This window comes from Paenibacillus alvei DSM 29 (genome assembly GCF_000293805.1).
Classification (GTDB): domain Bacteria; phylum Bacillota; class Bacilli; order Paenibacillales; family Paenibacillaceae; genus Paenibacillus_B; species Paenibacillus_B alvei.
The window spans coordinates 32,801-56,380 of the sequence record NZ_AMBZ01000001.1 but is presented as its reverse complement, the minus strand read 5'-3'; the positions used below and the strand labels follow the sequence as shown (position 1 = coordinate 56,380).

At 49.3% G+C, this 23,580-nt stretch carries 19 protein-coding genes and 1 pseudogene; 18 read left to right on the top strand and 2 right to left on the bottom strand.

The annotated features are described in order from the left end of the window. The first annotated feature begins 258 nt into the window (after nt 1–258). The 18 genes and pseudogenes from PAV_RS37460 to PAV_RS00205 all read left to right on the top strand — a co-directional run bounded on the left by PAV_RS37460 (nt 259) and on the right by PAV_RS00205 (nt 21,671). A pseudogene (locus PAV_RS37460) lies at nt 259–2,165 on the top strand (polysaccharide biosynthesis protein). Nucleotides 2,166–2,231: 66 nt separating this feature from the next. Further along, entirely contained in the window at nt 2,232–3,755 is a 1,524-nt protein-coding gene (locus PAV_RS00285) for a lipopolysaccharide biosynthesis protein (RefSeq protein WP_005542599.1), read from the top strand. A 5-nt stretch (nt 3,756–3,760) separates the two neighbouring features. Continuing rightward, nucleotides 3,761–5,185 carry an O-antigen polysaccharide polymerase Wzy gene (wzy, locus tag PAV_RS00280; RefSeq protein WP_040734811.1) on the top strand — a complete coding sequence of 475 codons (1,425 nt, stop codon included), beginning with the start codon at nt 3,761–3,763 and terminating at the stop codon, nt 5,183–5,185. A 92-nt stretch (nt 5,186–5,277) separates the two neighbouring features. Beyond that, nucleotides 5,278–6,534 (top strand): glycosyltransferase, encoded by a 1,257-nt coding sequence (locus PAV_RS00275; protein ID WP_005542595.1) that lies wholly within the window; start codon nt 5,278–5,280, stop codon nt 6,532–6,534. Further along, nucleotides 6,512–7,717, top strand: coding sequence for a glycosyltransferase family 4 protein (locus tag PAV_RS00270; protein ID WP_005542593.1), 1,206 nt, complete (start codon nt 6,512–6,514; stop codon nt 7,715–7,717). Before PAV_RS00275 ends, PAV_RS00270 begins: the two co-directional genes overlap by 23 nt. Next, nucleotides 7,714–8,706: an NAD-dependent epimerase gene (locus tag PAV_RS00265; protein ID WP_005542592.1), complete on the top strand. Its 993-nt coding sequence runs from the start codon at nt 7,714–7,716 to the stop codon at nt 8,704–8,706. Before PAV_RS00270 ends, PAV_RS00265 begins: the two co-directional genes overlap by 4 nt. Beyond that, nucleotides 8,700–9,950 carry a glycosyltransferase family 4 protein gene (locus PAV_RS00260; protein ID WP_005542591.1) on the top strand — a complete coding sequence of 417 codons (1,251 nt, stop codon included), beginning with the start codon at nt 8,700–8,702 and terminating at the stop codon, nt 9,948–9,950. Before PAV_RS00265 ends, PAV_RS00260 begins: the two co-directional genes overlap by 7 nt. Next, nucleotides 9,947–10,936 (top strand): NAD-dependent epimerase/dehydratase family protein, encoded by a 990-nt coding sequence (locus tag PAV_RS00255; protein ID WP_005542590.1) that lies wholly within the window; start codon nt 9,947–9,949, stop codon nt 10,934–10,936. Before PAV_RS00260 ends, PAV_RS00255 begins: the two co-directional genes overlap by 4 nt. Nucleotides 10,937–10,953: 17 nt before the next feature. Next, on the top strand, nt 10,954–11,880 hold the full coding sequence (gene galU, locus PAV_RS00250; RefSeq protein ID WP_005542589.1) for a UTP--glucose-1-phosphate uridylyltransferase GalU: 927 nt from the start codon (nt 10,954–10,956) through the stop codon (nt 11,878–11,880). Then, nucleotides 11,877–13,223 (top strand): UDP-glucose dehydrogenase family protein, encoded by a 1,347-nt coding sequence (locus PAV_RS00245; protein WP_005542588.1) that lies wholly within the window; start codon nt 11,877–11,879, stop codon nt 13,221–13,223. The genes galU and PAV_RS00245 overlap by 4 nt, the downstream gene beginning before the upstream one ends. 44 nt (nt 13,224–13,267) lie before the next feature. Continuing rightward, nucleotides 13,268–14,428: a DegT/DnrJ/EryC1/StrS family aminotransferase gene (locus tag PAV_RS00240; RefSeq protein ID WP_005542587.1), complete on the top strand. Its 1,161-nt coding sequence runs from the start codon at nt 13,268–13,270 to the stop codon at nt 14,426–14,428. A 41-nt stretch (nt 14,429–14,469) separates the two neighbouring features. Further along, the gene (locus PAV_RS00235; protein WP_005542585.1) at nt 14,470–15,072 is read left to right on the top strand and encodes a sugar transferase; all 603 of its coding nucleotides are present in this window, start codon (nt 14,470–14,472) and stop codon (nt 15,070–15,072) included. 21 nt (nt 15,073–15,093) lie between these two features. Next, the gene (locus PAV_RS00230; protein WP_005542584.1) at nt 15,094–15,873 is read left to right on the top strand and encodes a formyl transferase; all 780 of its coding nucleotides are present in this window, start codon (nt 15,094–15,096) and stop codon (nt 15,871–15,873) included. A 72-nt stretch (nt 15,874–15,945) separates the two neighbouring features. Continuing rightward, nucleotides 15,946–17,046: a lipid II:glycine glycyltransferase FemX gene (locus tag PAV_RS00225; RefSeq protein WP_005542582.1), complete on the top strand. Its 1,101-nt coding sequence runs from the start codon at nt 15,946–15,948 to the stop codon at nt 17,044–17,046. 119 nt (nt 17,047–17,165) lie between these two features. Further along, a complete protein-coding gene (locus PAV_RS00220; protein WP_005542580.1) occupies nt 17,166–19,028 on the top strand; it encodes a glycosyl hydrolase family 28-related protein in 1,863 nt (620 codons plus the stop codon). A 105-nt stretch (nt 19,029–19,133) separates the two neighbouring features. Next, nucleotides 19,134–19,724, top strand: a complete 591-nt coding sequence (gene rfbC, locus PAV_RS00215; RefSeq protein WP_040734809.1) for a dTDP-4-dehydrorhamnose 3,5-epimerase — start codon at nt 19,134–19,136, stop codon at nt 19,722–19,724. Beyond that, on the top strand, nt 19,721–20,590 hold the full coding sequence (gene rfbD, locus PAV_RS00210) for a dTDP-4-dehydrorhamnose reductase (protein ID WP_005542576.1): 870 nt from the start codon (nt 19,721–19,723) through the stop codon (nt 20,588–20,590). The genes rfbC and rfbD overlap by 4 nt, the downstream gene beginning before the upstream one ends. 70 nt (nt 20,591–20,660) lie before the next feature. After that, nucleotides 20,661–21,671, top strand: coding sequence for an LCP family glycopolymer transferase (locus PAV_RS00205; protein ID WP_005542574.1), 1,011 nt, complete (start codon nt 20,661–20,663; stop codon nt 21,669–21,671). 166 nt (nt 21,672–21,837) lie between these two features. On the opposite strand, the gene PAV_RS00200 is transcribed toward PAV_RS00205, so the two are convergent. Both PAV_RS00200 and PAV_RS00195 read right to left on the bottom strand, forming a co-directional pair. Next, complete coding sequence (locus PAV_RS00200) at nt 21,838–22,281, bottom strand: bactofilin family protein (protein WP_005542573.1); 444 nt, start codon at nt 22,279–22,281, stop codon at nt 21,838–21,840. Nucleotides 22,282–22,319: 38 nt separating this feature from the next. Further along, entirely contained in the window at nt 22,320–23,438 is a 1,119-nt protein-coding gene (locus tag PAV_RS00195; protein ID WP_005542570.1) for a M23 family metallopeptidase, read from the bottom strand. Nucleotides 23,439–23,580: the final 142 nt, after the last annotated feature.

The window sequence follows — 23,580 nt, the reverse complement described above, 5'->3', positions numbered from 1 at the left end:
AGGTGATGTCTCCTATACCTCTATCATCGGAGATACTCGGCCATGCTGTGGGCTAGGCAGCCTTAGACGTTCATCGTCAAGGGTGTGGCGTGAGGAAGGGTTAGATGCCCTATCTAGTTATGTATTTAAAAGTATTAGAGTTATACCGTGCCATGGTGCCGTCTACTTGCGAATGAAGCGCATGTTGGGCACGGTATAGCTGTTACTTTTAAGAGTGTAGGAAAGGAAGAAGGCCAATTGGACAATAACATCAGAAAAATGTCAGCATTGATGAGCATGGATATTTTGCTGACGGGTGTGAGTGTACTGTGGGGGTTTGCGTTACATTGCGGATTTGTATGGACGAACGAGTTGGTCAGGCAATGCCTGAGTTTTGCCCTGCTCGCAATGGCTGTATCGATTATAAGTTTGCATTCTTTTAAGCTTTACCGAAGGGTATGGGTATATGCGAGCATCCAGGAACTGGTCAGCATATTAAAAGCAGTAAGCTGCACGACCATCGTTTCTGTTCTGCTCTGGAACTTGGTATGGGCTCCTGTCCTGTCGCTTTCCTTTGTTATTACTATATTTGAGACGATGCTGCTGACAGTAGGAGGGACAAGATTTGCCCTGCGCATGCTGCGCAAATACCCTTTTGCGGTTGGGCGACGCAGTTCAGTTGCAGTTACGCAGCGTGCGCTTATTGTTGGTGCGGGAAGCTGCGGAAGTGTAATCGCTAGCGAAATGCTGAACCGCCCCGATGAGCACATCGTGCCTGTGGCATTTGTAGATGACGACGCAGCCAAGCACCGTTATAAAGTGCACGGTGTATCGATAATCGGGAATCGTCACGCCATTCCTGAGCTGGTACGTTCCCTCAGCGTGGACAGCATTATCATTGCAGCTCCCTCTGCGCCAAGACGAGATATTAAGGACATTATCGATATTTGCAAGCAGACAAAGGCTAGATTGCGAACGGTCCCAAGCATCCATGATCTGATACAGGGCAAGGTTACATTGAATGAAATTCGAGATGTGGGGGTAGAGGATTTACTTGGCAGAGAGCCTGTCCGGAAAAATTTAGATGAAATTGCATCCTATCTGCATAATCGAACGGTGCTGATTACAGGTGCAGGAGGGTCGATTGGTGCGGAACTGTGCCGCCAGGCTGCATCGCTCGCACCGAATCGTCTTATTCTGCTCGGTCATGGAGAGAACAGCATCTATCAAATTGAAATGGAGCTGCGCCATAATTATCCGACACTTCTTATTGAGACGATTATTGCGGATATCCAAGACAGAGACAAGATTGAATCGGTATTTGCGTATTACCGTCCTAATGTTGTTTTTCATGCGGCTGCCCACAAGCATGTTCCGCTAATGGAGCGGAATCCTGCCGAGGCAGTAAAAACAATGTATTTGGCACCAAAAATGTTGCCGAATGCGCAGATTGCTATGATGTTGACTATTTCATGCTGATCTCGACTGACAAGGCTGTCAATCCGACAAGCGTGATGGGAGCGACGAAGCGGGTTGCAGAAATGATTGTGCAGAGCATGAGCGTAACGAGCAAAACGGTATTTACTTCAGTTCGGTTAGGAAATGTGCTTGGCAGCAGGGGGAGTGTCATCCCTCGTTTTAAACAGCAAATTATGGCGGGAGGGCCGGTAACGGTCACGCATCCGGAAATGATCCGATATTTCATGACGATACCCGAAGCCGTTCAATTGGTGATCCAAGCGGGTTCCTTAGCAAAAGGCGGGGAAGTGTTCATTCTGGACATGGGGAAGCCGACGAAAATCGCGGAGCTGGCTAAGGATTTGATTCGTCTTTCCGGGCTCGAGCCGGATGTGGATATTTCAATCGAATACACCGGAATCCGTCCCGGTGAGAAGCTGTATGAAGAGCTTCTTACGGCTGAAGAAGGACTGACCTCTACGAAGCATGATCGCATCTTTATTGGCCGTCCAGCCATCCATTCAAGAGTGATGCTGGAAGCGAACCTGTCAAGGCTGTCTCTTGTACTGACAGATGAAGCAGACCATATCCGCTCTGTGCTGAAGCAGCTTGTTCCCTCTTATGTGCAGTGCATTCCCATCGAGTCTGCGGCTCATCCATCCAATCCATCAGATGAGGAAAAATACGAAGAGATTCCATGGTCGGAAGGGCAGCTTACGCTTGTTTAGCGATGAGCTTGCCGCATGCTGCCGGCTGTAAGCAGGATTAGAAGCAAAACTAAGGAGCTTAAAATCATGGCAGACGGTCATTCTGTGGCTTGGCCACGCAGCAAGGAACAGCAGCATACAGGGCAACGACCAGAGCACTGCATAGAGCAGCAAATCGATCAACCAACAAAGTGGCGCACTGATCACTGCACAGAACAACGAGCAGATCAAGCGGATCACCGTACGGATCACTGCACAGAACAACGAGCAGATCATGCGGATCACCGTATAGATCACTGCATAGTGCAGCAAACAGAGTCACGTGCCGGTGCATCTCTGGCCCGCTTATTTTCTTGGACGCTAATCGGCAATGTCGTGTATGCAGCATGTCAATGGGCGATGCTTGTTGTGCTGGCGAAGTTCGGGAGTCCAGAGGATGTCGGCATATTTTCGCTTGCTTTAGCTTTGACTGCACCTGTATATTTACTGACAAATTTCCAGCTTCGCGGTATTCTAGCGACTCGAACCAAACCCAATAAGCGTGAGACGGATCCCGGGTCAAGAAGGAAGCTGGAGGAACTAGGTACGGGAACATACGTAGGTTTCCGAATCGTATCCTCTTGTACTGCATTATTGATATCTTTGCTTCTTGCAGTCTGCGGCGGGTACAGCGGGCAAGTATGTAAGGCAATCGTACTCGTTACCTGCGCGAAAACAATCGAAGCCATATGCGATATCGTCTATGGCTGGTGGCAGCAGCACGAGAAGATGCGATGGAGCGCAACATCCTTGCTTTTGCGCGGCGTTTTCTCATTCGTGGTATTTGGCGCGATATACGTATGGATAGGACAGTTAATCCCAGCACTTGTTGGTTACGCCGTTGTCTGGCTGCTCGTTCTGCTGCTGCACGATCTGCCAAGAGCGAAACGCATTGAAGGATTCGGTATCAGCTGGAAAACAGCGGAATGGGGCAGTCTGCTGCGCTATTGTTGGCCAATGGGGGCTGTTATGATGATCGTATCGTTGCAGTCGAACGTACCTCGTTACTTCATTTCACATGTATACGGCAATGAAGAATTGGGCTATTTCTCGGCATTAATGTACGTGATGGTAGCGGGAACGACGATAATTAGCGCCATTGGACAGAGCGCCAGCCCCCGTATAGCTCAGTTGTATGCTTCTGGAGACAAGAAGGGGCTCATTTACCTGCTTCAGCGCATGATTTGGCTGATAGGGGGTGGATCATTCCTGCTGCTGCTGGCCGTTATCCTTGCAGGCAAACCTCTTTTGACGCTCCTGTATAACGCTTCATATGCAGCCTATCAAGACATGTTCGTGTGGATTACCGTTGCCTCAAGCATCGGCTATGCAGCTTCCTTATACGGCTTTGCCTTAACGGCTGCGCGCAAGTTCTGGAGCCAGTTCATGGTAAGCCTAGTTGTGTTGGGCGTACTGCTTGCCTATACGTGGCTCTCGATAATCTTTGAGGGCGGGACAATCCATGCTGCGTACGCACTGGTATGTGCCAACATTGTACAGTTTATAGGAAGTGCATGGCTGCTGCGCAAATCGATTCGCGAGTGCGAATTCATGAAGCAGCTAGGGGTATGATGGTTATGAGTGTGCGAAAAATGTTTGTTGCTGTCCTTATCGGATGCTGTTTAGCGGCCTTGGCTGCTGGAGCGCTCCTGATCGTGGGCTTTAAGCAGGAGCCTGTGCTTTGTCACATTGTCTTCATGGTCGCATTGAATCTTCTATTTGGCATCATGTACGTACATAAGGCCCGTATACGTTCGCCCTTCACGGATATTGTCATTGTCATGCTGCTGTTTTTCACACTATATGCGGTCGCGTATCCGCTCGATGATTTGCTCGGTTCGATACAGGATATCTCGGAAGAACAATTGCTGGATAACCTGCAAATCTTCTCTTTAGCAAACTTATGCCTCGTTGCGGGGATGTTTATTGCCGGATGCTTTATGAAATCACCGCGTCGCAATAATGAAACAATCCAACCAGAGAACGCTTTATCTCTTGAGGCAGGTCTAACTTATCCATTTTTGTTTTGGCCGGCGCTGATTGTGTTGTTCATCGGAGCTTGTATCATGATATATGATTTCAGCCGTTTAGGGGGATGGAGCGTAATCGGCATCTCGAATCGGATGAATAACTTTCAAGCGCAGCGTCAGTTGGAAGGCTTGTCACTTCCTTGGAAATCAATCATGTCAAGCGCGATGCTTATGCTTGCTCTTAGTATTCGGGGAAAATGGCAGTTCCGCTTTTTTCTAATCCTGATGTTTTCGTTTTCGCTGTTTTATTTTATGGGATTGGGTAGCCGAAGCATCATCTTGTCGACCTTCCTGCCAAGTTTAGGTGTGCTGATCGCGAAGGGTTTTATCCCGTTAAACCGCCGCTTGAACCTGCTGTTTTTTATTACGCTGCTTCTCTTGCTCTCTCCTCTTTTCTCTGCCGTTCGTTTAAGTCTGATGGAGGATATCCCGCTAAGTGCATTGCCCGCTAAATATTGGTCTTTTTCTGCAGGGGAAACGGGCTCCTCCTTTCAAGTAACGATGGATATTACGGCAACGAACACATATCCAGAAGCCGATGCAACCTATACGACCGCCGTCGCCTATGTGCTTCCAGCTGCGGTCTATAAGGCTGCATTTGGGCATGCCAAGCCTAAAAATTTGGGCGACTGGTATGTTTGGTATTTCTATCCTTACATCTATGGCGAAGGGGGAGGACGGGGATTTTCCCCAGTTGCGCAAGCATGGATGAATGGACAGTATTCAGGAGTGATGATTGTATTTTTTATCATTGGATTTTTGACGATGAGAATGACGAGGGGCCGCTTGCTGCAATACGTTTGCTTGCCGCTCGTTATTTTGTTTCAGCGCAGTTCATTCCATGCGGTCATGTCTGAGCTGTTATTCAACTTAGCCTTCATCGGCTGCATTATGCTGCTGGCCGCCATCATGCGGAGTCAGCACATTCGCAGGCAGCCAGCACACAGTCGGATGCCGAAAATCATGGTTTAGCTATGACATAGCTTCTTCAGTGTCAGCCGTTCTGTCGTCTAATTCCAAATATGAAAAGCAGTGTCAAATGCTCGAACAAGGGGAATTCATTTATGAATCCATCATCGAATCAACAAGCACGCAAACGGGACTCTGCTTGTAAGCCTCGAGTGATGTATTTCATTACTTCGATGGCAGGAGGCGGTGCTGAGAAGGCCGTCGCTTCCTTATTGCAATGCCATAATTCTGAACAATTCGAGCTTCATTTGCTCGTCAACCGCTTCGAAGGTCCGTACAGTGAACGAATTCCAGCGCATGTGAAGGTGACAGAGCTGGGGGTGCGGAGACTCAGGCATGCTCTTCCTGCTCTCATTCGCTGCCTGTGCGAAATTCGTCCTGATGTTGTTGTATCTCACATGTGGGAGAACAATGTACTGACGATGGCGGCGAATCGCTTCTTGCGCAATTCGTTTGCCGCGATATTGTGTGAGCATAGCGCGATTAGCCGCAAGCGGCGAATCGGGGCGAATCTGCTACGCCGCTGGGCGTACAGCAGGGCTGATGCGGTAATTGGCTGTTCGCAGCATATGGGCGATGAGATTGTTACACTGCTGCAGGTGCCTGTCCATCGGGTGCATGTCATTCCGAATGCAGTGATTGATGAATCTTTTTATAAAAGATTACAGGAACCGAATCCCCACTTATGGATGCACACGCGGGAAGAGGGAGAGCGAGTTCCCGTTGTAGTAGGGGCTGGGAGATTGGTGCCGGAAAAGCGGTTCGATCTGCTTCTGCATGCTATCGCTCGAATAAATGAACGGCAAGCAATTCGCGCCGTCATTATTGGGGAAGGCCATCTGCGCAATGAATTGGAATCTCTTCGTTCTGCGCTTGGACTCGATCATGCGGTCGACTTCCCTGGCTTTACAAAAAATCCTCTGCCGTATATGGCACATGCGGATGTATTCGTACAGACTTCAGATGTGGAGGGGCTTCCGACTGCATTAATCGAGGCGGTGGCTTGCGGCACGCCGGTTGTCGCTACGAATACAGTTGCAGGAACAGCAGAGGTGTTGGATGGAATCGAAGCGGCAGCCCTCATCCCTTGCGGCGATGTAGAGGCGCTTGTGCAGGCTATTGTTATGCAGCTTCAAGCTCAAGCAATCGATAATCACACAAAGGGGAAGAGACGGCATGCGGCGTCGGAGTGTCCGGTTGCAATGAAGCGATATGTATCGGATCAAGTCACGGAGCAATATTCGAAGCTAATAATGGATATATTGGCGCAGCGGGGCAGGCTGGATTGCATTCAATCTCGCACAGCGCCAGATGGAAGGGAGAACAAGCGTGAAATTAGTGTTCGCATATGATGTTGTGGTTGAGCAGGATATTCATGCCAATCGAGTGTATCATAATTATTTTGATTATACGGTCTGGCAGCGTTACTTGAATGTATTCGATGAGGTGACGGTCGCGACACGCGTGAAGCAGCTTGGAGATAAGGAGAAGCCAGCGAATACGAAGCTGTCCAGCGGGGAGCGAGTGATGTTCCAAGCCGTTCCTAACTTAAGTAATCCCATCGCTCAGTTTCAAAATCGAGCACTTGCCAGACACGCCCTCAAGGAGTGTCTGCTGGCGTCAGATGCGCTGATTGCCCGATTGCCTAGTGAGACGGGAGCCGTAGCGATTCAACTGGCAAAGCGTCTGGGCAAGCCGTGGGCAGTCGAAGTGGTGGGCCATGCATGGGATGCATTATGGAACTATGGAACATGGCAGGGCAAAGTGTATGCACCAATTATGACGTGGCGAACGAAGCAACTGGTGAAGCGTGCTCCGTTCGCCCTTTATGTTACGGAACATTTTCTGCAATCCCATTATCCATGCAGGGGGCGCACTACCCATTGCTCGAATGTGGAGATTCCGATTCCGGCTGTCGAGCAGGTTGCGAAGCAATTCACGGCAGGCTCTAAGGATGTCGTTCGTATTGGGCTGGTAGGCTCCATGGCGACGAGGTACAAAGGAATTCATACGGCGCTCCATGCGCTTGCCTCGCTTAAGGATGAGCTGCGCTTTGAATTCCGCATCTTGGGAGAGGGCGACCCAGTGCCTTGGAAGGCGTTGTGTGAACAGTTGGGCATCATCGACCGCGTTCACTTTTATTCGCCGCTGCCTAGCGGAACGGCCGTATTTGAATGGTTGGATGCGCTTGATATGTATATGCAGCCAAGCTTGCAGGAAGGGCTGCCTAGAGCCTTAATCGAGGCAATGAGCCGTGGGCTTCCCGCCATCGGATCGACCGCGGGTGGGATTCCGGAGCTGCTGCCGGAAAAGTGGATCTTTCCAGCGGGGGATATGAGCGCACTCGCTAGTCGTTTGCGTCGAATGATACGCGAGACTGGAGAGCGTTCTGAAGCAGCAAGAGTAAATTATGAGACTGCGCAGCGATATGCGAAGGAAGCATTGGATCAAAGACGCAGCGACTTTTGGCAGGAGTTTCGAGATTATGCCTTGTCTGGGGTCGATCATTCCGTTATAAGGTTGGTGTCAAGATGACGGTAATTATAACGGGAGCAGCTGGATTTATTGGTTCGCATGTTGCTCGCCGCTGTATGGAGCAAGGGATTCGAGTCGTCGGTGTCGATCAAGTGAATGATTACTATGATCCCGCACTGAAGGAAGCGAGAATCGCCTTATGCGAGCAGGCTGGCGGCGAATTTGAACTGCATCGGTTCGGAATCGAGGAGGAAGGCAGGCTTCGCGCGTTGATGGAAGAGGTTCGTCCTGGTGTCGTCGTCCACTTGGCTGCCCAAGCGGGTGTACGGTATAGTCTGCTCAATCCTCGCGCCTATGTTGATTCGAATCTCGTAGGATTCGTAAATGTATTGGAAGCTTGCAGGCATGTATCTGTGCAGCATTTGCTGTATGCATCCTCCAGTTCGGTATACGGTGCAAATAAGAAAATTCCGTTTGATGTGGCCGACCAGACTGATGAGCCGGTCAGCTTGTATGCCGCTACCAAGAAATCGAATGAGCTCATGGCCTATGCGTATAGCCATCTATTCAACATTCCAAGCACGGGGCTGCGATTTTTTACCGTATACGGTCCTTGGGGCAGGCCGGATATGGCATACTACTCCTTTGCGGAACGCATCTCGCAGGGATTGCCGATTCAAGTGTTCAACTATGGCGAGATGCAGCGGGACTTTACGTACATTGACGACATCGTTGGAGGAATCATGAAGCTGTTGAATCGTGCGCCAGCTCGAGAAGGTGAGACGCCTCCGCATCGGGTATACAACATTGGCAATAATCAGCCGGTCTCGCTCATGCGCTTCATCGAGGTGCTGGAACAGTATTTAGGAAAGAAGGCGGTCATTGAGATGCTCCCGATGCAGCCGGGTGATGTTCCTGCCACATACGCGGATATTTCGGCATTGGAGCGAGAGATTGGATATCGCCCTCATACACCGATTGAGGTCGGCTTGAAGCACTTTGTGGATTGGTATGTATCCTATCATCGGAAGGAAGACGCCATATGCTGATAACAGCCAAGTCCGATGTAAGGGGACGCCAATCCAACACAAGAAAGCCAAGAATTTTACTATCGGTTACGATTGCAGCGAGTGTCAGCTTTTTCGAGGGGCATATTCATGCGTTGATTCATCAAGGCTATGATGTTGCAGTTATATGTGATGATCGGCCTAGTGACGCCCTGCTTGAAGGAGCGGAATATATTCGCGTGCCAATGAAGCGGGAAATCTCGTTACTGTCCGATCTTGCCAGCCTGTTCCATGCAGTCCGGGCAATTCGGCGCTGGAAGCCTGACCTCATCAATACCGGCACGCCGAAGGCCGGACTGATTATGGGGCTGGCTGCTTGGATATGCAGAGTGCCCCATCGCATCTATACATGCCATGGCTTGCGGCTGGAGACGCTTCAAGGTTGGAAGAGAATTATGCTGACCTGGTCGGAGCGGATTTCTGGAAGAGCAGCGCACCAAGTGATTTCGGTTAGCGGCAGCTTGCGCCAGCGATTAATTGCGCTTGGCCTTGCTTCTGCCGATAAGGTGAAGGTGCTGCATCACGGCAGCTGCAAGGGGGTAGACGCCTCAAAGTTCGAGCCTTCGGAAGAGCTGCAAGCTGAAGCAGCGGTTATTCGTCAGCAGTTGAACATCCCTGTAGAGGCCGAGATTATCGGATTTGTGGGCAGACAAACCAGGGATAAAGGCTTGGATCTGTTAGTCGAGGCGTTCTTGCGTGTTCAAGCGCAGTTTCCTCATTTGTATTTATTAATTCTTGGAAATGAAGAAGAAGGCGATCCGATTATGGATCATACAAAGCGTGCAATCGCTCGAGAACCTCGCATTATTTCAGGAGGGTATCAGGAGCGGCTTGCACCTTTTTTTTCGCTGATGACGATGCTCGTTCTCCCTTCTTATCGCGAGGGCTTTGGGAACGTTGTGCTGGAGGCAGGTGCGGCAGGGATTCCGGTCATTGCTTCTGATGTTACGGGTTTGAAAGACGCTGTTGTAAATGGGGTAACCGGCAGTCTCGTACCGGCTGGCGATGTAGAACGAATTGCGGATCAGATACGAGAATTTATACTTTTTCCGCTGATAAGACAGTACATGGGTTCTGTGGCAAGGAAGCGTGTGAAGGAGCATTACAATCCTGCAGATATTATTGCGGCACACGAGGCGTTCTATAGAAGCATGCTTCAATCTACTGCAAGGGGAATCAGGCAGAGGGAACTTCCTGCGGAGAGGAAAGGGGAGACGTTGGGATGAAGACGCTGGTAACAGGCGGTGCAGGATTTATCGGGTCACATGTTGTGGAGCGTCTGCTTCAAGCTGGCCATCAGGTCGTCGTTGTTGATAACGGAACGAGCGGGTACTTCGAGAGTATTTCTAGTCATGTACGCTGTTATGAGCTGAATATTGCTTCTGATGAGATGCGAATTTTGTTTGAACGGGAGCGCCCGGAGGCGGTATTCCATTTGGCTGCCCAGAGTGATGTTCAATGCTCGATTCATCAGCCAATTGCAGATGCCAATACGAACATTATCGGCTCAATCAGGCTGATGGAGATGTGCGGCCAATATGGTGTGCGAAAATTCATTTATTCCTCCTCAGCAGCGATATATGGAGAGCCGCAGCATTTGCCCATTCAGGAGCAGCATCCGATTATGCCGCTGTCGCCATACGGATTATCAAAGTATGTCCCGGAACAGTATTTGCGGGTATTGGCAGAACAGTACGGCTATCAATATGTGATTCTGCGTTATGCGAATGTATACGGCGCAAGGCAAATGTCCAAGGGCGAGGGCGGTGTCATATCGATTTTTACCGATCGAGCTGCACGGAATCAAGCGGTCACAATCTATGGAGATGGCAGTCAAACTCGTGATTTTATTCATGTGGACGACGTTGCTGGCGCCAACATTGCTGCACTGGAGACGGATGACAATCTGATCCTCAATATTAGCACCTCACAGCCGACCTCTATTCATGAGCTGTATCGATTGATTCAGCGGATGTGCAACGGTCAAGAGCCGAGGTTCGCTCCTAAAAGAAGCGGGGATATCGATCATAGCTACTTATGTAATACAGAAGCTATGCAGCGGTTGAATTGGCGGCCGCAAGTAAGCTTGTTGGCTGGATTGGAGCGTACGCTTCAATATACGCAAGAAAAACTGGGCGTGGGCAGTTTGCAAAGCGGATCAGATATACCTATGGGCGGGATATTCCCAACTGCATCAGCCATTACTGTATAGCAACGGAGGAGTAAGCAATGCGAATTCGAAAGGCGATAATTCCCGCAGCAGGTCTTGGAACACGGTTCTTGCCCGCCACCAAGGCGCAGCCTAAAGAGATGATGCCTATTGTAGATAAGCCGACGATTCAATATATCGTTGAAGAGGCTACAGCGGCTGGAATCGAAGACATCTTAATTATTAGCGGACGCGGCAAACGCGCCATCGAGGATCACTTCGATAAGACATACGAGCTTGAAGATAATTTAGCTTCCAAGGGAAAGCTGCGAGCACTGGAACAGATCCAAGCGATATCGGAATTAGCTCATATCCACTATATTCGCCAAAAAGAACCACGGGGGCTTGGACATGCGATCTATTGCGCCCGATCCTTCATTGGCAATGAACCATTTGCAGTATTGCTGGGCGATGATATTGTGCAGTCGAGCATTCCGTGTACGAAGCAGTTAATCGAGGTGTATGACCAATTCCAATCGCCTGTTGTTGGCGTTCAATGGGTCGCGGATGCAGATGTCCATAAGTACGGAATTGTTGAGCCGTCGGGGGCATTATTAGGGCCGCATGTCTTGCAGGCGAAGTCCTTCATTGAAAAGCCTGCGCTGCAGGATTCTCCATCTAATTTTGCGATGATGGGGCGTTATATTTTGACCCCGGAAATCTTCGATATTCTCGCTACACAGTCTCCTGGGGCAGGCGGAGAAATTCAGCTGACGGATGCAATTCGGCGCTTGCATGATTCACAGACCGTGCTCGCTTATGAATTTGAAGGCATTCGCTATGATATTGGAGATAAATTGGGCTTCTTGCAAGCGACGATTGATTTTGCTTTGCAGCGTCCAGACTTGCAAGCGAGCATATACGCTTATTTGCATCACATCGTCGAGCGTTATGAATGGCTGAAGGAAGTTGGCTCGGAGAAGGGTAAGGAGGTTGTCACGGGATGAATGGACGTTCTATTGCCGTTGTGGGTACGGGGTATGTTGGGCTTGTGTCGGGGGTGTGCTTCGCTCATGTCGGTCATCGTGTCGTGTGCTGCGATATTGATGAGCAGAAGATTGCCATGCTGCAGCGAGGGGAAATTCCTATTTATGAGCCGGGTCTCGATGGGCTCGTCAGGGAGACCGTCGAGGCGGGGAGATTGAGCTTTACATTCAATACTCAGGAAGCGATCCTACAGGCGGATGTCATCTTTATCGCTGTAGGCACCCCGATGAGCGACAGTGGAGAAGCTGACTTAACCTATGTCCGAGATGCTGCTGCCATGATTGCCCGTTATAGCCGCGGCTACAAAATCATCGTCACCAAAAGCACAGTCCCTGTTGGCACGGGGCGAATGTTAGCCGATCTCATTCGACATCAGGCCGCTGCTGATTTTACATTCGATGTTGTTTCGAACCCCGAATTTTTGCGAGAAGGCTCGGCGGTTCATGATTGCTTGAACATGGAAAGGGCGATTATTGGCTCGGACAGCGATTACGCTTCCCGCATGATCGAGAGCCTGCATGAGCCTTTCGGGACCGTTGTGCTGCGCACGTCACTGGAAAGTGCAGAGATGATCAAGTATGCTTCCAACGCCTTTTTGGCGATGAAGATCTCTTATATTAATTCAATCGCGAACTTATGCGAGAAGATGGGCGCCGATGTTCAAGAAGTAGCGCATGGAATGGGATTAGATAGTCGAATCGGCGGTAAATTCCTACAGGCCGGAATCGGATATGGAGGCTCCTGCTTCCCGAAGGATACCTATGCGCTGCGGTATATGGCGAAGCATGCAGAATGCGAATTCCCGATTCTTCATGCGGTAATTGAAACCAATGAGAAGCAGCGTTTGCGAGTGGTGGAGCGGCTGAAGCATGAACTGGGAATGCTGAGAGGCAAACATATCTGTGTGCTCGGATTAGCATTCAAGCCGAATACAAATGACATGCGTGAAGCTCCGTCCTTAACCATTATTCCACTCCTGGAGCGGCAGGGAGCGATTGTTCATACATACGACCCGATTGCCGAGCAGGAGGCGAGGCTGCATCTTGGCGATTCACCGCACTATCATCGCGATGTGTACGCGGCTGTCACGAACTGTGACGCAGCAATCATAGTGACAGAATGGGATGAAATTAAACAAGCCGATCTGGAAATGATACGTGCGCTCATGAAATATCCGCTTGTCGTCGATGGCCGCAATTGTATGAATCCATTAAAGATGGAGGAGCATGGGTTTCAGTACTTTGCAATCGGCAGACCCGCTGTTAGCTGGGGAGAAATGATCAGGCACGAAGTCGTCATTTAATCAAGCAGCAATCGGTAAAATTCAAAAAGGAAGGTGATTATGATATGGGGATGCCTATTTACCTTTCTTCCCCCTCTTTAAGCGGTTACGAAATGCAGTGGATCGGCCAAATGATGCACAGCCAAGGTATCCTTCCCTTTAGTGAAACTGTCCGCCTGTTCGAGCAGGAAATTGCGCATCTTACCGGGACACGAGCTGGTGTCGCTGTGAATTCGGGCACGGCAGCCATTCATCTCGCGCTAAGATTAATCGGAGTTACGCCTGGGGATGAGGTGTTCTGCTCGTCGCTTACGTTCGTAGCCAGTGCGAATCCGATCACATACTTAGGGGCTACCCCTGTGTTCATTGATTCAGAGCCTGCGACGTGGAATATGTCTCCGATCGCGCTTGAGCGCGCCTTGCTAGAGGCAGAAGCTGAAGGGCGGCTGCCGAAAGCTGTCATTGTTGTCAACTTGTATGGACAGAGTGCGGATTATGAACCAATCGTCAAGCTGTGCTTACAGTATGGGGTTCCCATCATTGAAGATGCGGCGGAATCGCTAGGAGCCACTTATTTAAATGCTCCGAGCGGGTCATTCGGCCAATTTGCCGCCTTGTCATTCAACTGCAACAAAATGATTACGACAGCTGGCGGCGGTATGCTCGTATCAGATGACATCGAGGCACTGCAAAAGGCAAGATTCTATGCATCGCAAGCCAAGGATCGTGCGCCCCACTATCAGCATAGTGAGATGGGCTACAACTACCAGATGAGCAGCCTTGCCGCCGCTATGGGCCGATCTCAGGTTCCGTTCTTGCAGCAATTCATTCAGAAGCGGCGGGCGATTTATCACCGTTATCAGCAAGCATTTGACTCCGCAGCAGGGATCTCAATGATGCCGGAGCATGCAAAGGGTTGGTCAACGCATTGGCTAACAGCGCTTACCATTGATGCAAATACAGGGATCACAGCTGCTGATGTCGTGAAGCAATTATCTGAGCAACAGATTGAATCACGGGTCGTATGGAAGCCGCTCCATCTGCAGCCGTTGTTCGCGGATTGCCGCTATTATCCCCATCAAGAAGATGAATCTGTGTCCGAACGTCTATTCGTAGAGGGGGTTTGTCTGCCTTCCGGAGCAGACTTGCTTGAAGCTGATCAGCAGCGTGTAATTGAGGCTGTCGTTCACATTCTGCAGGGTAATTATGCTGAACTCAAATCCTAGCGAAGAAACCATTCGCACCGTACAGAGGAGAAGAAATATTCATGAAGCGATTACTGGATATTGTGGCTTCACTGATTCTTATTACCTTACTATGCCCTGTCATGCTCATCGTTGCTATGTTGGTAAAGACGAAGCTGGGCTCGCCCGTACTATTTAAGCAGCAGCGGCCAGGGCTGAATATGCAGCCCTTTCATTTATGGAAGTTCCGCACGATGACAGATGCTAGAGACAGCAATGGAGAGCTGCTTCCAGACGCTCAGCGATTGACGCCTTTCGGATTGTGGCTGCGCAAGACAAGTCTTGATGAGCTTCCGCAATTATGTAATGTGCTGCGTGGGGAGATGAGCCTGATTGGTCCCCGTCCATTGCTTATGAAATACAATCCGTATTACGCGGATTGGGAGAAAAAGAGATTTCTCGTTCGTCCAGGGATAACGGGACTTGCTCAGGTGTCTGGGCGAAACTATTTGCCGTTCCAAGAAAGGTTCCAATTGGATGTGCAGTATGTAGAGCACTGGAGCATCTGGCTGGATATCATTATTCTGTTGAAGACAATCCGAATTGTGCTGTTGAGAAAGGATGTCGCGGTTTGCACGAGCTCGGCAGAGCCGGATCTGGATGTGGAACGCAAAATAAGCGGATAGTCGCTGAAAGGGGGATTCGCATTGGAAGATAGATTGAAAAAGAGGCTTATTATTTTTGGAAGCATTGGGGTATCAGTTCAATGCTTGCGCTGGCTGATGGCAAGGGAGGATGTACATATTATAGGTGTTGTGTGCAGCCGTGCCCCGATGTCCGCATGGCGCGCAGCCATCGGAGACGAGGATATGCAGCAAGTGGCGCCGACACTTGGCATTCCACTGCTGACATTGGACGATATACTGCGTCTCGAAGCCGATATCGGTCTTAGTGTTCGATTTCATGAGCTGCTGCGCAGCGAGCATATTGCAAGATTCCGATATGGCGTCGTGAACTTACACGGAGCTCCCCTTCCCGAAATGCGCGGAGCTATGTGTAACATCATGGCTATTCTAGAGAATCGGCAGCAGTTCGGTACGAGCTTACATTGGATGGACGATGGCATTGACTCTGGCAACATTATTGATGTGCGGAGGTTTCCGATCGAGCCGCACCATACGGCATATGATTTGTTTTGCCGAGCCAATGAATTGGGTCTGGAGCTGATCAGGCAATGGCTGCCCTCAATTGTGGAGGGGACAGCTCCTTCTTGTCCTCAGACCGAAGTAGCGAAGGAACTGGGGATCAGTGTCAAGACATATTACAAGAATCAGATTCAGAACTATAAAGAAATTAAGCAGGGGGCAAATCCGAACGAGCTATGGAACACGGTTCGTGCTTTCCATTTCCCAGGCCATACCCCTGCCTACATAAAAACACCATATGGCGATGTCACCTTGCAGGTTGCGAGCGGGAGCGACAACTAATTTTGGAAATGGCGTAGCTTCTTCGAATTTTTGAATCGGCTTATTGCATGATAACGAAGGGAATGAACGGTCATGAATGTACGTTGCTATGATCTCTCTCAAGCAGACGAATGGAATCAAATCATACGTCAGATGCCTTGTGCAGATGTGTATTATTTAGCGGACTATCTGAGAATCTATGAATATAATGGCGATGGGAAGGCGATTCTATTCGTCTATGAAGACGATGATGGAATGATATGCTATCCGTATCTCATGAGGACCATTACAGAATTGCCGTGGCTGCAGGCGCAAGGATGGGATAACCCACTCTACGATATTTCGACAGCTTATGGTTATGGAGGTCCACTATGCAATGCCACAGAGCCCCAGAAGCGAGCACGATTATTTCAAGCCTTTGATCAAGAGTTCGAGAGATGCTGCCGAGAACAGCATATTATTACGGAATTCGTTCGATTCCATCCGCTGCTGGAAGGGTGGAACGATTATACATCCGTATCCCCGCAGTGGATTCGCAATACGATATGCATGGATCTAACACAACCGGAAGAGGAGCGTATTGCAGCTTATACGAAGGGAAATCGCAATCGCATCAGACATGCGCTCAGAAAGGGATTTACCGTCACAACAGCAGGAGAGGAAGGTCTGGAAAAATTCATAAGTCTGTACAAGGCTACAATGGATAAGAAGCAAGCCCTGTCCTACTATTATTTCAATGATGATTTTTTCTATAATACCGTACGTTATTTGCAAGGAAACTATACCTTGATGGAAGTTCGCGATGAAGAGGGCGTTGTTGCGTCGAGTCTATTTTTATACAAGGGAGACTATGCCCACTATCATCTCATGGGATCTGATCGCGACAAGCTGCGGGACTCGCCAGTCAATCTGCTCATTCATGAAGCTGCTGCATGGGCGGCTGCCCAAGGCTGCAAGAAGCTTCATTTAGGCGGCGGTTATACGGGCAATGACGGGCTGTTTCGATTTAAGCAAAATTTTAACGCGCGAAGCAGTACCGATTTTTATATTGGTCGAAGAATTATAAACCACGAAATCTATGATGCATTACTTCGCATGCTCCCCAGTTCAGTCCCCGAGGATTATTTTCCTGCATACCGACATCCTTCACTGAAGAGCATGCTTCCTTCGTACAGCATACGGAGCATTGGGTAACTACTTGTGAAAGGCTAATCAACTAATTCCATTTGGCTTACTCGTGCATACGATAGAGGAAGCATAAACTCTATTTCAAATTAATAGAGAATCCAGATGCTTAGAAGAAGGGGTGTGCAATGCAGAGGACATCAACGCGCATTTGGAAGTGGAGGTTTGCGCTCATAGCATGCATGCTAGTATTCTCGTCATTCTTTGTGGTGGGCAGCGCCCAGACGACGAGTGTATTGGCAGCTGCTAATCCAACGCCGCAAACACCAAAGGCGCAAGGCGTTAGTGTGAAGAAGTTCGGTGCAGTCGGTGACGGAGTAAAGGATGATACAGAGGCATTAGTTAATGCGAGTAAGCTGACAGGGTCGATTTACTTCCCGACGGGCACGTATGTGTTGAAGAGCAGCTTAAGCTTCGGTGAGAATACAACCCTTGTATTTGGTGAAAATGCCCGCATACTGACCAGCACAGGAGTTATTCTTCGCGTAGATGGCTCGCTCAAAGCAGGCTTATACCAAATATTCAGCGGTACAGGAACCGCAGTCGGCCAGGCTAAAAATGTGAAACATGTATATCCAGAGTGGTTTGGGGCAAAAGGCGATGCTGTTGCTGACGACCGTCCTTCCATTCAAGCGGCAGTTAATTTCGCCGGCCAGTTGTCAAAGGGAGGGACCGTGATCTTTTCGGAAGGACGTTACTACATCCTCGGAACGATGACGACCCCCAAGAAGAATTTTGTATGGTTGAATGGAAACGTATCCTTGTCCGGGAAAGGCATCGTTAAGGTTGCTAATCAAATCGGGACGTATAAGAGTATTTTTGAATATACGGCTCCGGTCAGCAATATTTCCGTAACGAGTCTCACGATTGATTCGAATAGTGCGAACAATCCGCGAACCGGTACTCCTGATTATGCGACGGATGCACGAATCGAAGTTCAGATGACAACAGGGAAAACGGTAAAAATTGACTCTATCACGATAAAAAACAGCCTTGCTGTCCAATCATTAATGTTGAATGCGGTATCCAATGTAACGGTTACGAATAGTTCCTTCTTGCAGATGGGGGCGAATACCAATCTGTTCTTTGATACTTCCGCGATTTATATTGTCGGAGACAATTCTACGGTTGCGAATAACCAGTTTGAAGCAACTGGGTCTGGGGCGAACACGGCGATCGAAGTTCATGGTACTACGAAGACGGTAAAGGGCAATGTAATAAAGAAGTATCGAACGGGAATATTGTATGCAACAGAAACGAATCCCAATGAAGAGAATCGAGATTCATTGCTTACAAACAATCAAATGCTGGATACGATATTCGGCATGAGCTTATGGGCAGTGAACGGCAATATTTCGAACTTAACAATTGAGAACAACTATATCCGCGTGCACGCCGCAGGCGGAGGAAACTACGTCCCGGATGAACAGGCATCAGGCGTTCAGTTTTATAATCCGAGCACATATAAATGGAGTAACATCGTCATACGAAGCAATACAATTGATTTCGTAAATCCCGGCAACGGTTACATGACAACGAATCAGCATGCTGCGGGCATTGACTTAGCCTTGTACGGAAGCGGGACGAATGTAGATGGTCTCCTCATCGCAAATAACTTTATTCGCAACGCTTATGCGAACGGCATATCATGGAGCATACTCGGGCCTCAATCTGGTGTGATTGTGGAGCGCAATACAATTGTGAATCCTGGTTCCTTATATAATGGCAATTCTGGCTATAGTTCTGGCATTGCATTGTATGGCAATCGTTCCTTCATTTCCTGCTATGTACGCAACAACTCCATTTCAGATGATCGAATACCGGCGAAAATGTATACCGGATTGCTGTTATACAGTCCAGGAACGTACGACAATGCGGCAACACAGCTGTATTGGCAAAATAACTCGATTGTTTCCAACTCTCCTCTTCTTAGCGGCAAAACGATGGTCGCGCAGGGCAATACACCGATCATACAGACTACGCCGTTCTAATTCCAATGTTCACAGCTCCATTCTTCATGATCAGATCGCAGGCCCGCCATAATATGCAAGGAGCCGCTTCAGTGGCTCCTTATTGCTCTGGAATGGGGTGTGTTCATGAAAGTCAGTCAGACAGCTTTATCTGAAGTGCTTTTAATAGAACCGACAGTGTTTGAAGACGAACGAGGCTTCTTTATGGAAAGCTACCATGCCGATAAGTGGAGGCAGCTAGGCGTAGATTATTCGTTTGTGCAGGATAACCACTCCTTGTCCGTAAGAGCGGGCACACTTCGCGGCTTGCACTATCAATTGGAGCCGTATGCGCAAACGAAGCTGGTGCGAGTCGTTGCGGGGGCTATCTATGATGTCGCAGTGGATATTCGCCAAGGCTCACCAACTTTCGGACAGTGGGTTGGCGTCATCTTAAGTGCGTCCAATCATCGTCAGCTCCTTATACCTCAAGGCTTCGCACACGGATTCTGTACCCTTGTTCCGAACACCGAAGTGCTGTACAAGGTGGACGCTCCTTATCATGCGGCATCCGACCGAGGCATAGCATGGAATGATCCTGCAATCCATATTGCCTGGCCTGTAAATGAGCCCATCTTGTCTGAGAAGGATGGCAAGCATCCGTTATTGAACGACGCTAAGCTCCCTAGCGGGTTATCAGCCTTGCATGCTCGCGATAAAGGTGGTGCTGCCGAATGAACAAGGAAGATATGAAGGTGCTGGTTACAGGAGCGGGCGGACAGTTCGGGATGGAAATGTTGATCGTGCTGCATCGCCAAGGCATTCCAGCAGTCGGTTATGGACACGGTGACATGGATGTAACGGATGAAGAACAAGTGATGAAGGTGATGGAAACAGTTCGCCCGACTCATGTTATTCACGCCGGTGCATATACGAAGGTGGATATGGCCGAGTCCGATCCCGATCAGGCATATCGCGTGAATGCCTTTGGTACGCGCAATGTGGCTGTAGCGGCCAGCCGTATCGGGGCCGCACTAGTATATATCAGTACAGACTACGTGTTCGATGGAAAAAGTGATAGCCCGTACAACGAATTCCATCCTGTTCGACCAATCAATGTATATGGGCGTTCGAAGTGGGAAGGCGAGCGATTCGTACGGAATCACCATTCAGCCGCTTTTATTATACGCACCTCTTGGGTATTCGGCATTTACGGAGACAACTTTGTCAAGGCGATTATAAGGAAGGCAAGTACGGAACAGGTGCTGCAAGTTGTCCATGACCAGGTGGGGGCGCCAACATATGCGCTTGATTTGGCGGAGAAGATTGTTGAACTGCTCTTCACTAGCAAATATGGAACCTATCACATTACGAACAGTGGAAGCTGCTCATGGCATGAATTTGCCGCTGCGATTATTAAGGAGGCAGGGCTGAATGCTGTCGTGCGTGCGGTGCCAACCTCCGAGTTCCCGCGACCTGCCCGCAGACCAAAATATTCGGTGCTGGAGCCGCTAGCATTGAGACTGAATGGATTTTCTCCTCTTAGGCATTGGAATGAGGGGTTACGGCATTTTTTGCAGAAGGATACCCAACCTGAGCAGTAAGTAAAGTATGGAATTGCCCAAGGGGACACATTGAAGATAGCTGGAAAGATGGTTGGAAGGGGCTAGGCTGATGCAGATAAATAAACGGCTGCGAAGATGGCACAAGGTAGTTCTTATCTTGCTTGGAATATTGATTTTAGTTGCTGCAGCATTCCTTCTTATCATATGGCATATGTTGAAGGGAGCGGCCGATGCCATGTATGAGCCGCTTCCAAACAAGATGGAAGGGAACCTGCCGAAGCAGCAGTCCTTCTCTTTCATCACACCTATTGTAGAGAAGAAGAATCAGGCAGTGACGGCGCCGACAGATCATCGTCAGCCGAATTTAGCGGAACAGCCCCCCTTTACACTGCTTCTGATTGGTACGGATGAGCGGCCAGGAGACAAGGGAAGATCAGACTCACTGGCTCTCGTTCTCGTTCAGCCGCGCAGCGGGACGCTGTCTTTGCTTAGTATTCCTCGTGATACAAGGACGGAAATTGTAGGCCATCATACCGTTGATAAAATCAATCACGCTTACGCATTTGGCGGGGTGCCCATGACAGTGGCAACGGTGGAACAGCTCATGAAGGTGCCTGTGCATTATTATGTAAAGACAAATATGAACGGCTTTGCATCGATGATTGATTTGCTGGGCGGCATCGAAGTGGAGAACAGTCACCCTTTTATAGAAGATGGAATATCTATCCCACAGGGGAAGGTAACATTGAAAGGGAAGGAAGCGCTGGTCTATGTTCGGATGCGCAAGCAGGATCCAAATGGCGATTTTGGCCGTATGCAACGGCAGCGGCAGGTGCTGCAAGCGCTGCTTAGCAAATCCGCTCAACTCGGATCGGCTTCCCGGTGGATGGATTTGCTCGAACAGTTGAAGGATAATTTTCGTACGAATTTGCAATTTGACGATTGGCAGGAGTTGATGGTGCATTACAGGCCGCAATTGCAGCAAGTTGAACAGCACGTGCTGCAGGGGGAAGGCAGGATGATAAACGGAATTTACTTTTTTATCCCTAAGGAGGCTCAATTGAAGAAATTGGCTGAATCGTTACGCAATCAATTGGGGATTGAGCATATGATTACATAAGGCAATACTGCAGATGCTACACTGAACATACATCGATTCCAGCGTGTAGCTTCCATTTATCCCCCTGTTTCTATGGGTGAATTCATTAGCAGTAACCGGCCCTTCAGGGGCTGGATTTTGCCTCCGTTAACTCCTTCTCCTCTATATATTGAAGAGAAGCAAGCGGTTATCCCGCTTGCTTCTCGCCTTCTTTATGTTCAGATACTTTGGCCGCTTCCTGTTGACTTCCTTTACTGTCCTTCTTATTGGCACCACCTCCGGAAGAACGTTCCATAAGGCTTGTTCCGTTTAACATCCCGCCTTCCTCGATTAATAACACTTCGGATAGACAATTGCCGCATACTTGCCCAGTCGAGGCAATTACCAACTTACCGTTGGCGTGGATATCGCCAACTACGCTGCCTGCAACGACAATGTGACTAGCGGTAAGCGTAGAGTGCGCCTCTCCATGCTCTCCAATCGTTATTGTTCCGCTGCAGGTTACTTCTCCCGTGAACTTGCCGTCGATTCGGATGTTCGCCTCGCAGCGAATCACACCTTCCAATTGAGTCCCATGCGCAATAAATGTGTCACTGTGCTTCGGTTGTGTTGAGCGACGGAGCATGCTCATGCTTGCATAACCTCCTTGATTTAAATCAAAATGAGAAGCTAGGTTTGATGCATCGGATATGTTTCGGCACGAGTGCTGAGAGACGTTAATGGTTCCGTTGAACGTCGGGTGCGAATAAGTGGAGAGGGGAGTAATTTTTTCGAATTTGCATTCTCATTCAGAGCGTTGCGTACGTAGGGGAAGGGATCGATTGGCTCACCGCGCTGAACGATTTGAAAATGTAGATGTGGCCCTGTGCTCCGCCCGGTATTCCCGAGCTTGGCAATCGCATCTCCTTTGGCCACTGTGTCGTTCACATCAACCAAAATAGACTGCAGATGCATATACCAGGTGTCCAGTTGATTAACATGGCGGATAATGATGTAGTTACCGCGTGCCGGCTGGAATCCAGCTTCGATGACTTTGCCGTCAGCTGCGGCATAGACGGGGTCGCCCAGCTCGCCGCCGATGTCGAGTCCCGCATGGAATGCGGCTCGGCCATGCATAGGATCTTGGCGGTAGCCGAAATTTGAAGTAATGCGGCGTGACTTCGTCGGCCAGATGGACGGCGTCCCCGCGATTGTCGTCTGCCTGTTCTTCGCTTGCATGAGGGTAGTCGGAACAGAGCGCTGCATCGTATTCAGCATTTCACTAATCTGCTGCAAGTCGATGCGCGAACGGTTCGCCAGTTGTAAAATCTGATCGGTGTTGGCTTCGATGTCTTCGCCGCCAACCTGATTGCGTTCATTCCACGCAGGAGCCTGGGCAGGGGCGGACAACATGGCCGAGTTCCTCTGTTCGCCAGGAGGTGCAATATAGCCTTCAACGAACTGCTGCAGTTGCTTCTCCAGGGCACTCATTTGTTCAAGCTGATCTTTGACGGATTCGGCTTGAGTGGACAAGCGAATGACTTCATTTTTCAGAAGACGAATGGCCTCATCCTTATCCTTAACCGTGACATCCAAGGCCATAGTCTGCGTCGTTACTTGCCCCTGAAGCTCTTGAATTTGTGCAGTAGATTTCCATTGCATAGCCATAAAGAGTCCAGTTATCGACATGATTGCTGCAATCGGGACGGAGACAACAAGCATCTTCGATACATTGACCTGCTTCACTGCCTGATCTGCATCACGAATGACAAGCAGTGTCATCGATCCATTCCACCAATGCCGTTTCATCCTATCACCTCGACTTAAGTTGCGTCTTCAAAGCACATACCCCGAAATGGGAACCCATAGATTGTTCACCATTCATAGGTTTGGTAAGAAAGTTGTCTATTGAACTCTATTCAATGATTCCTCAAAACATACCTTTTTTCGT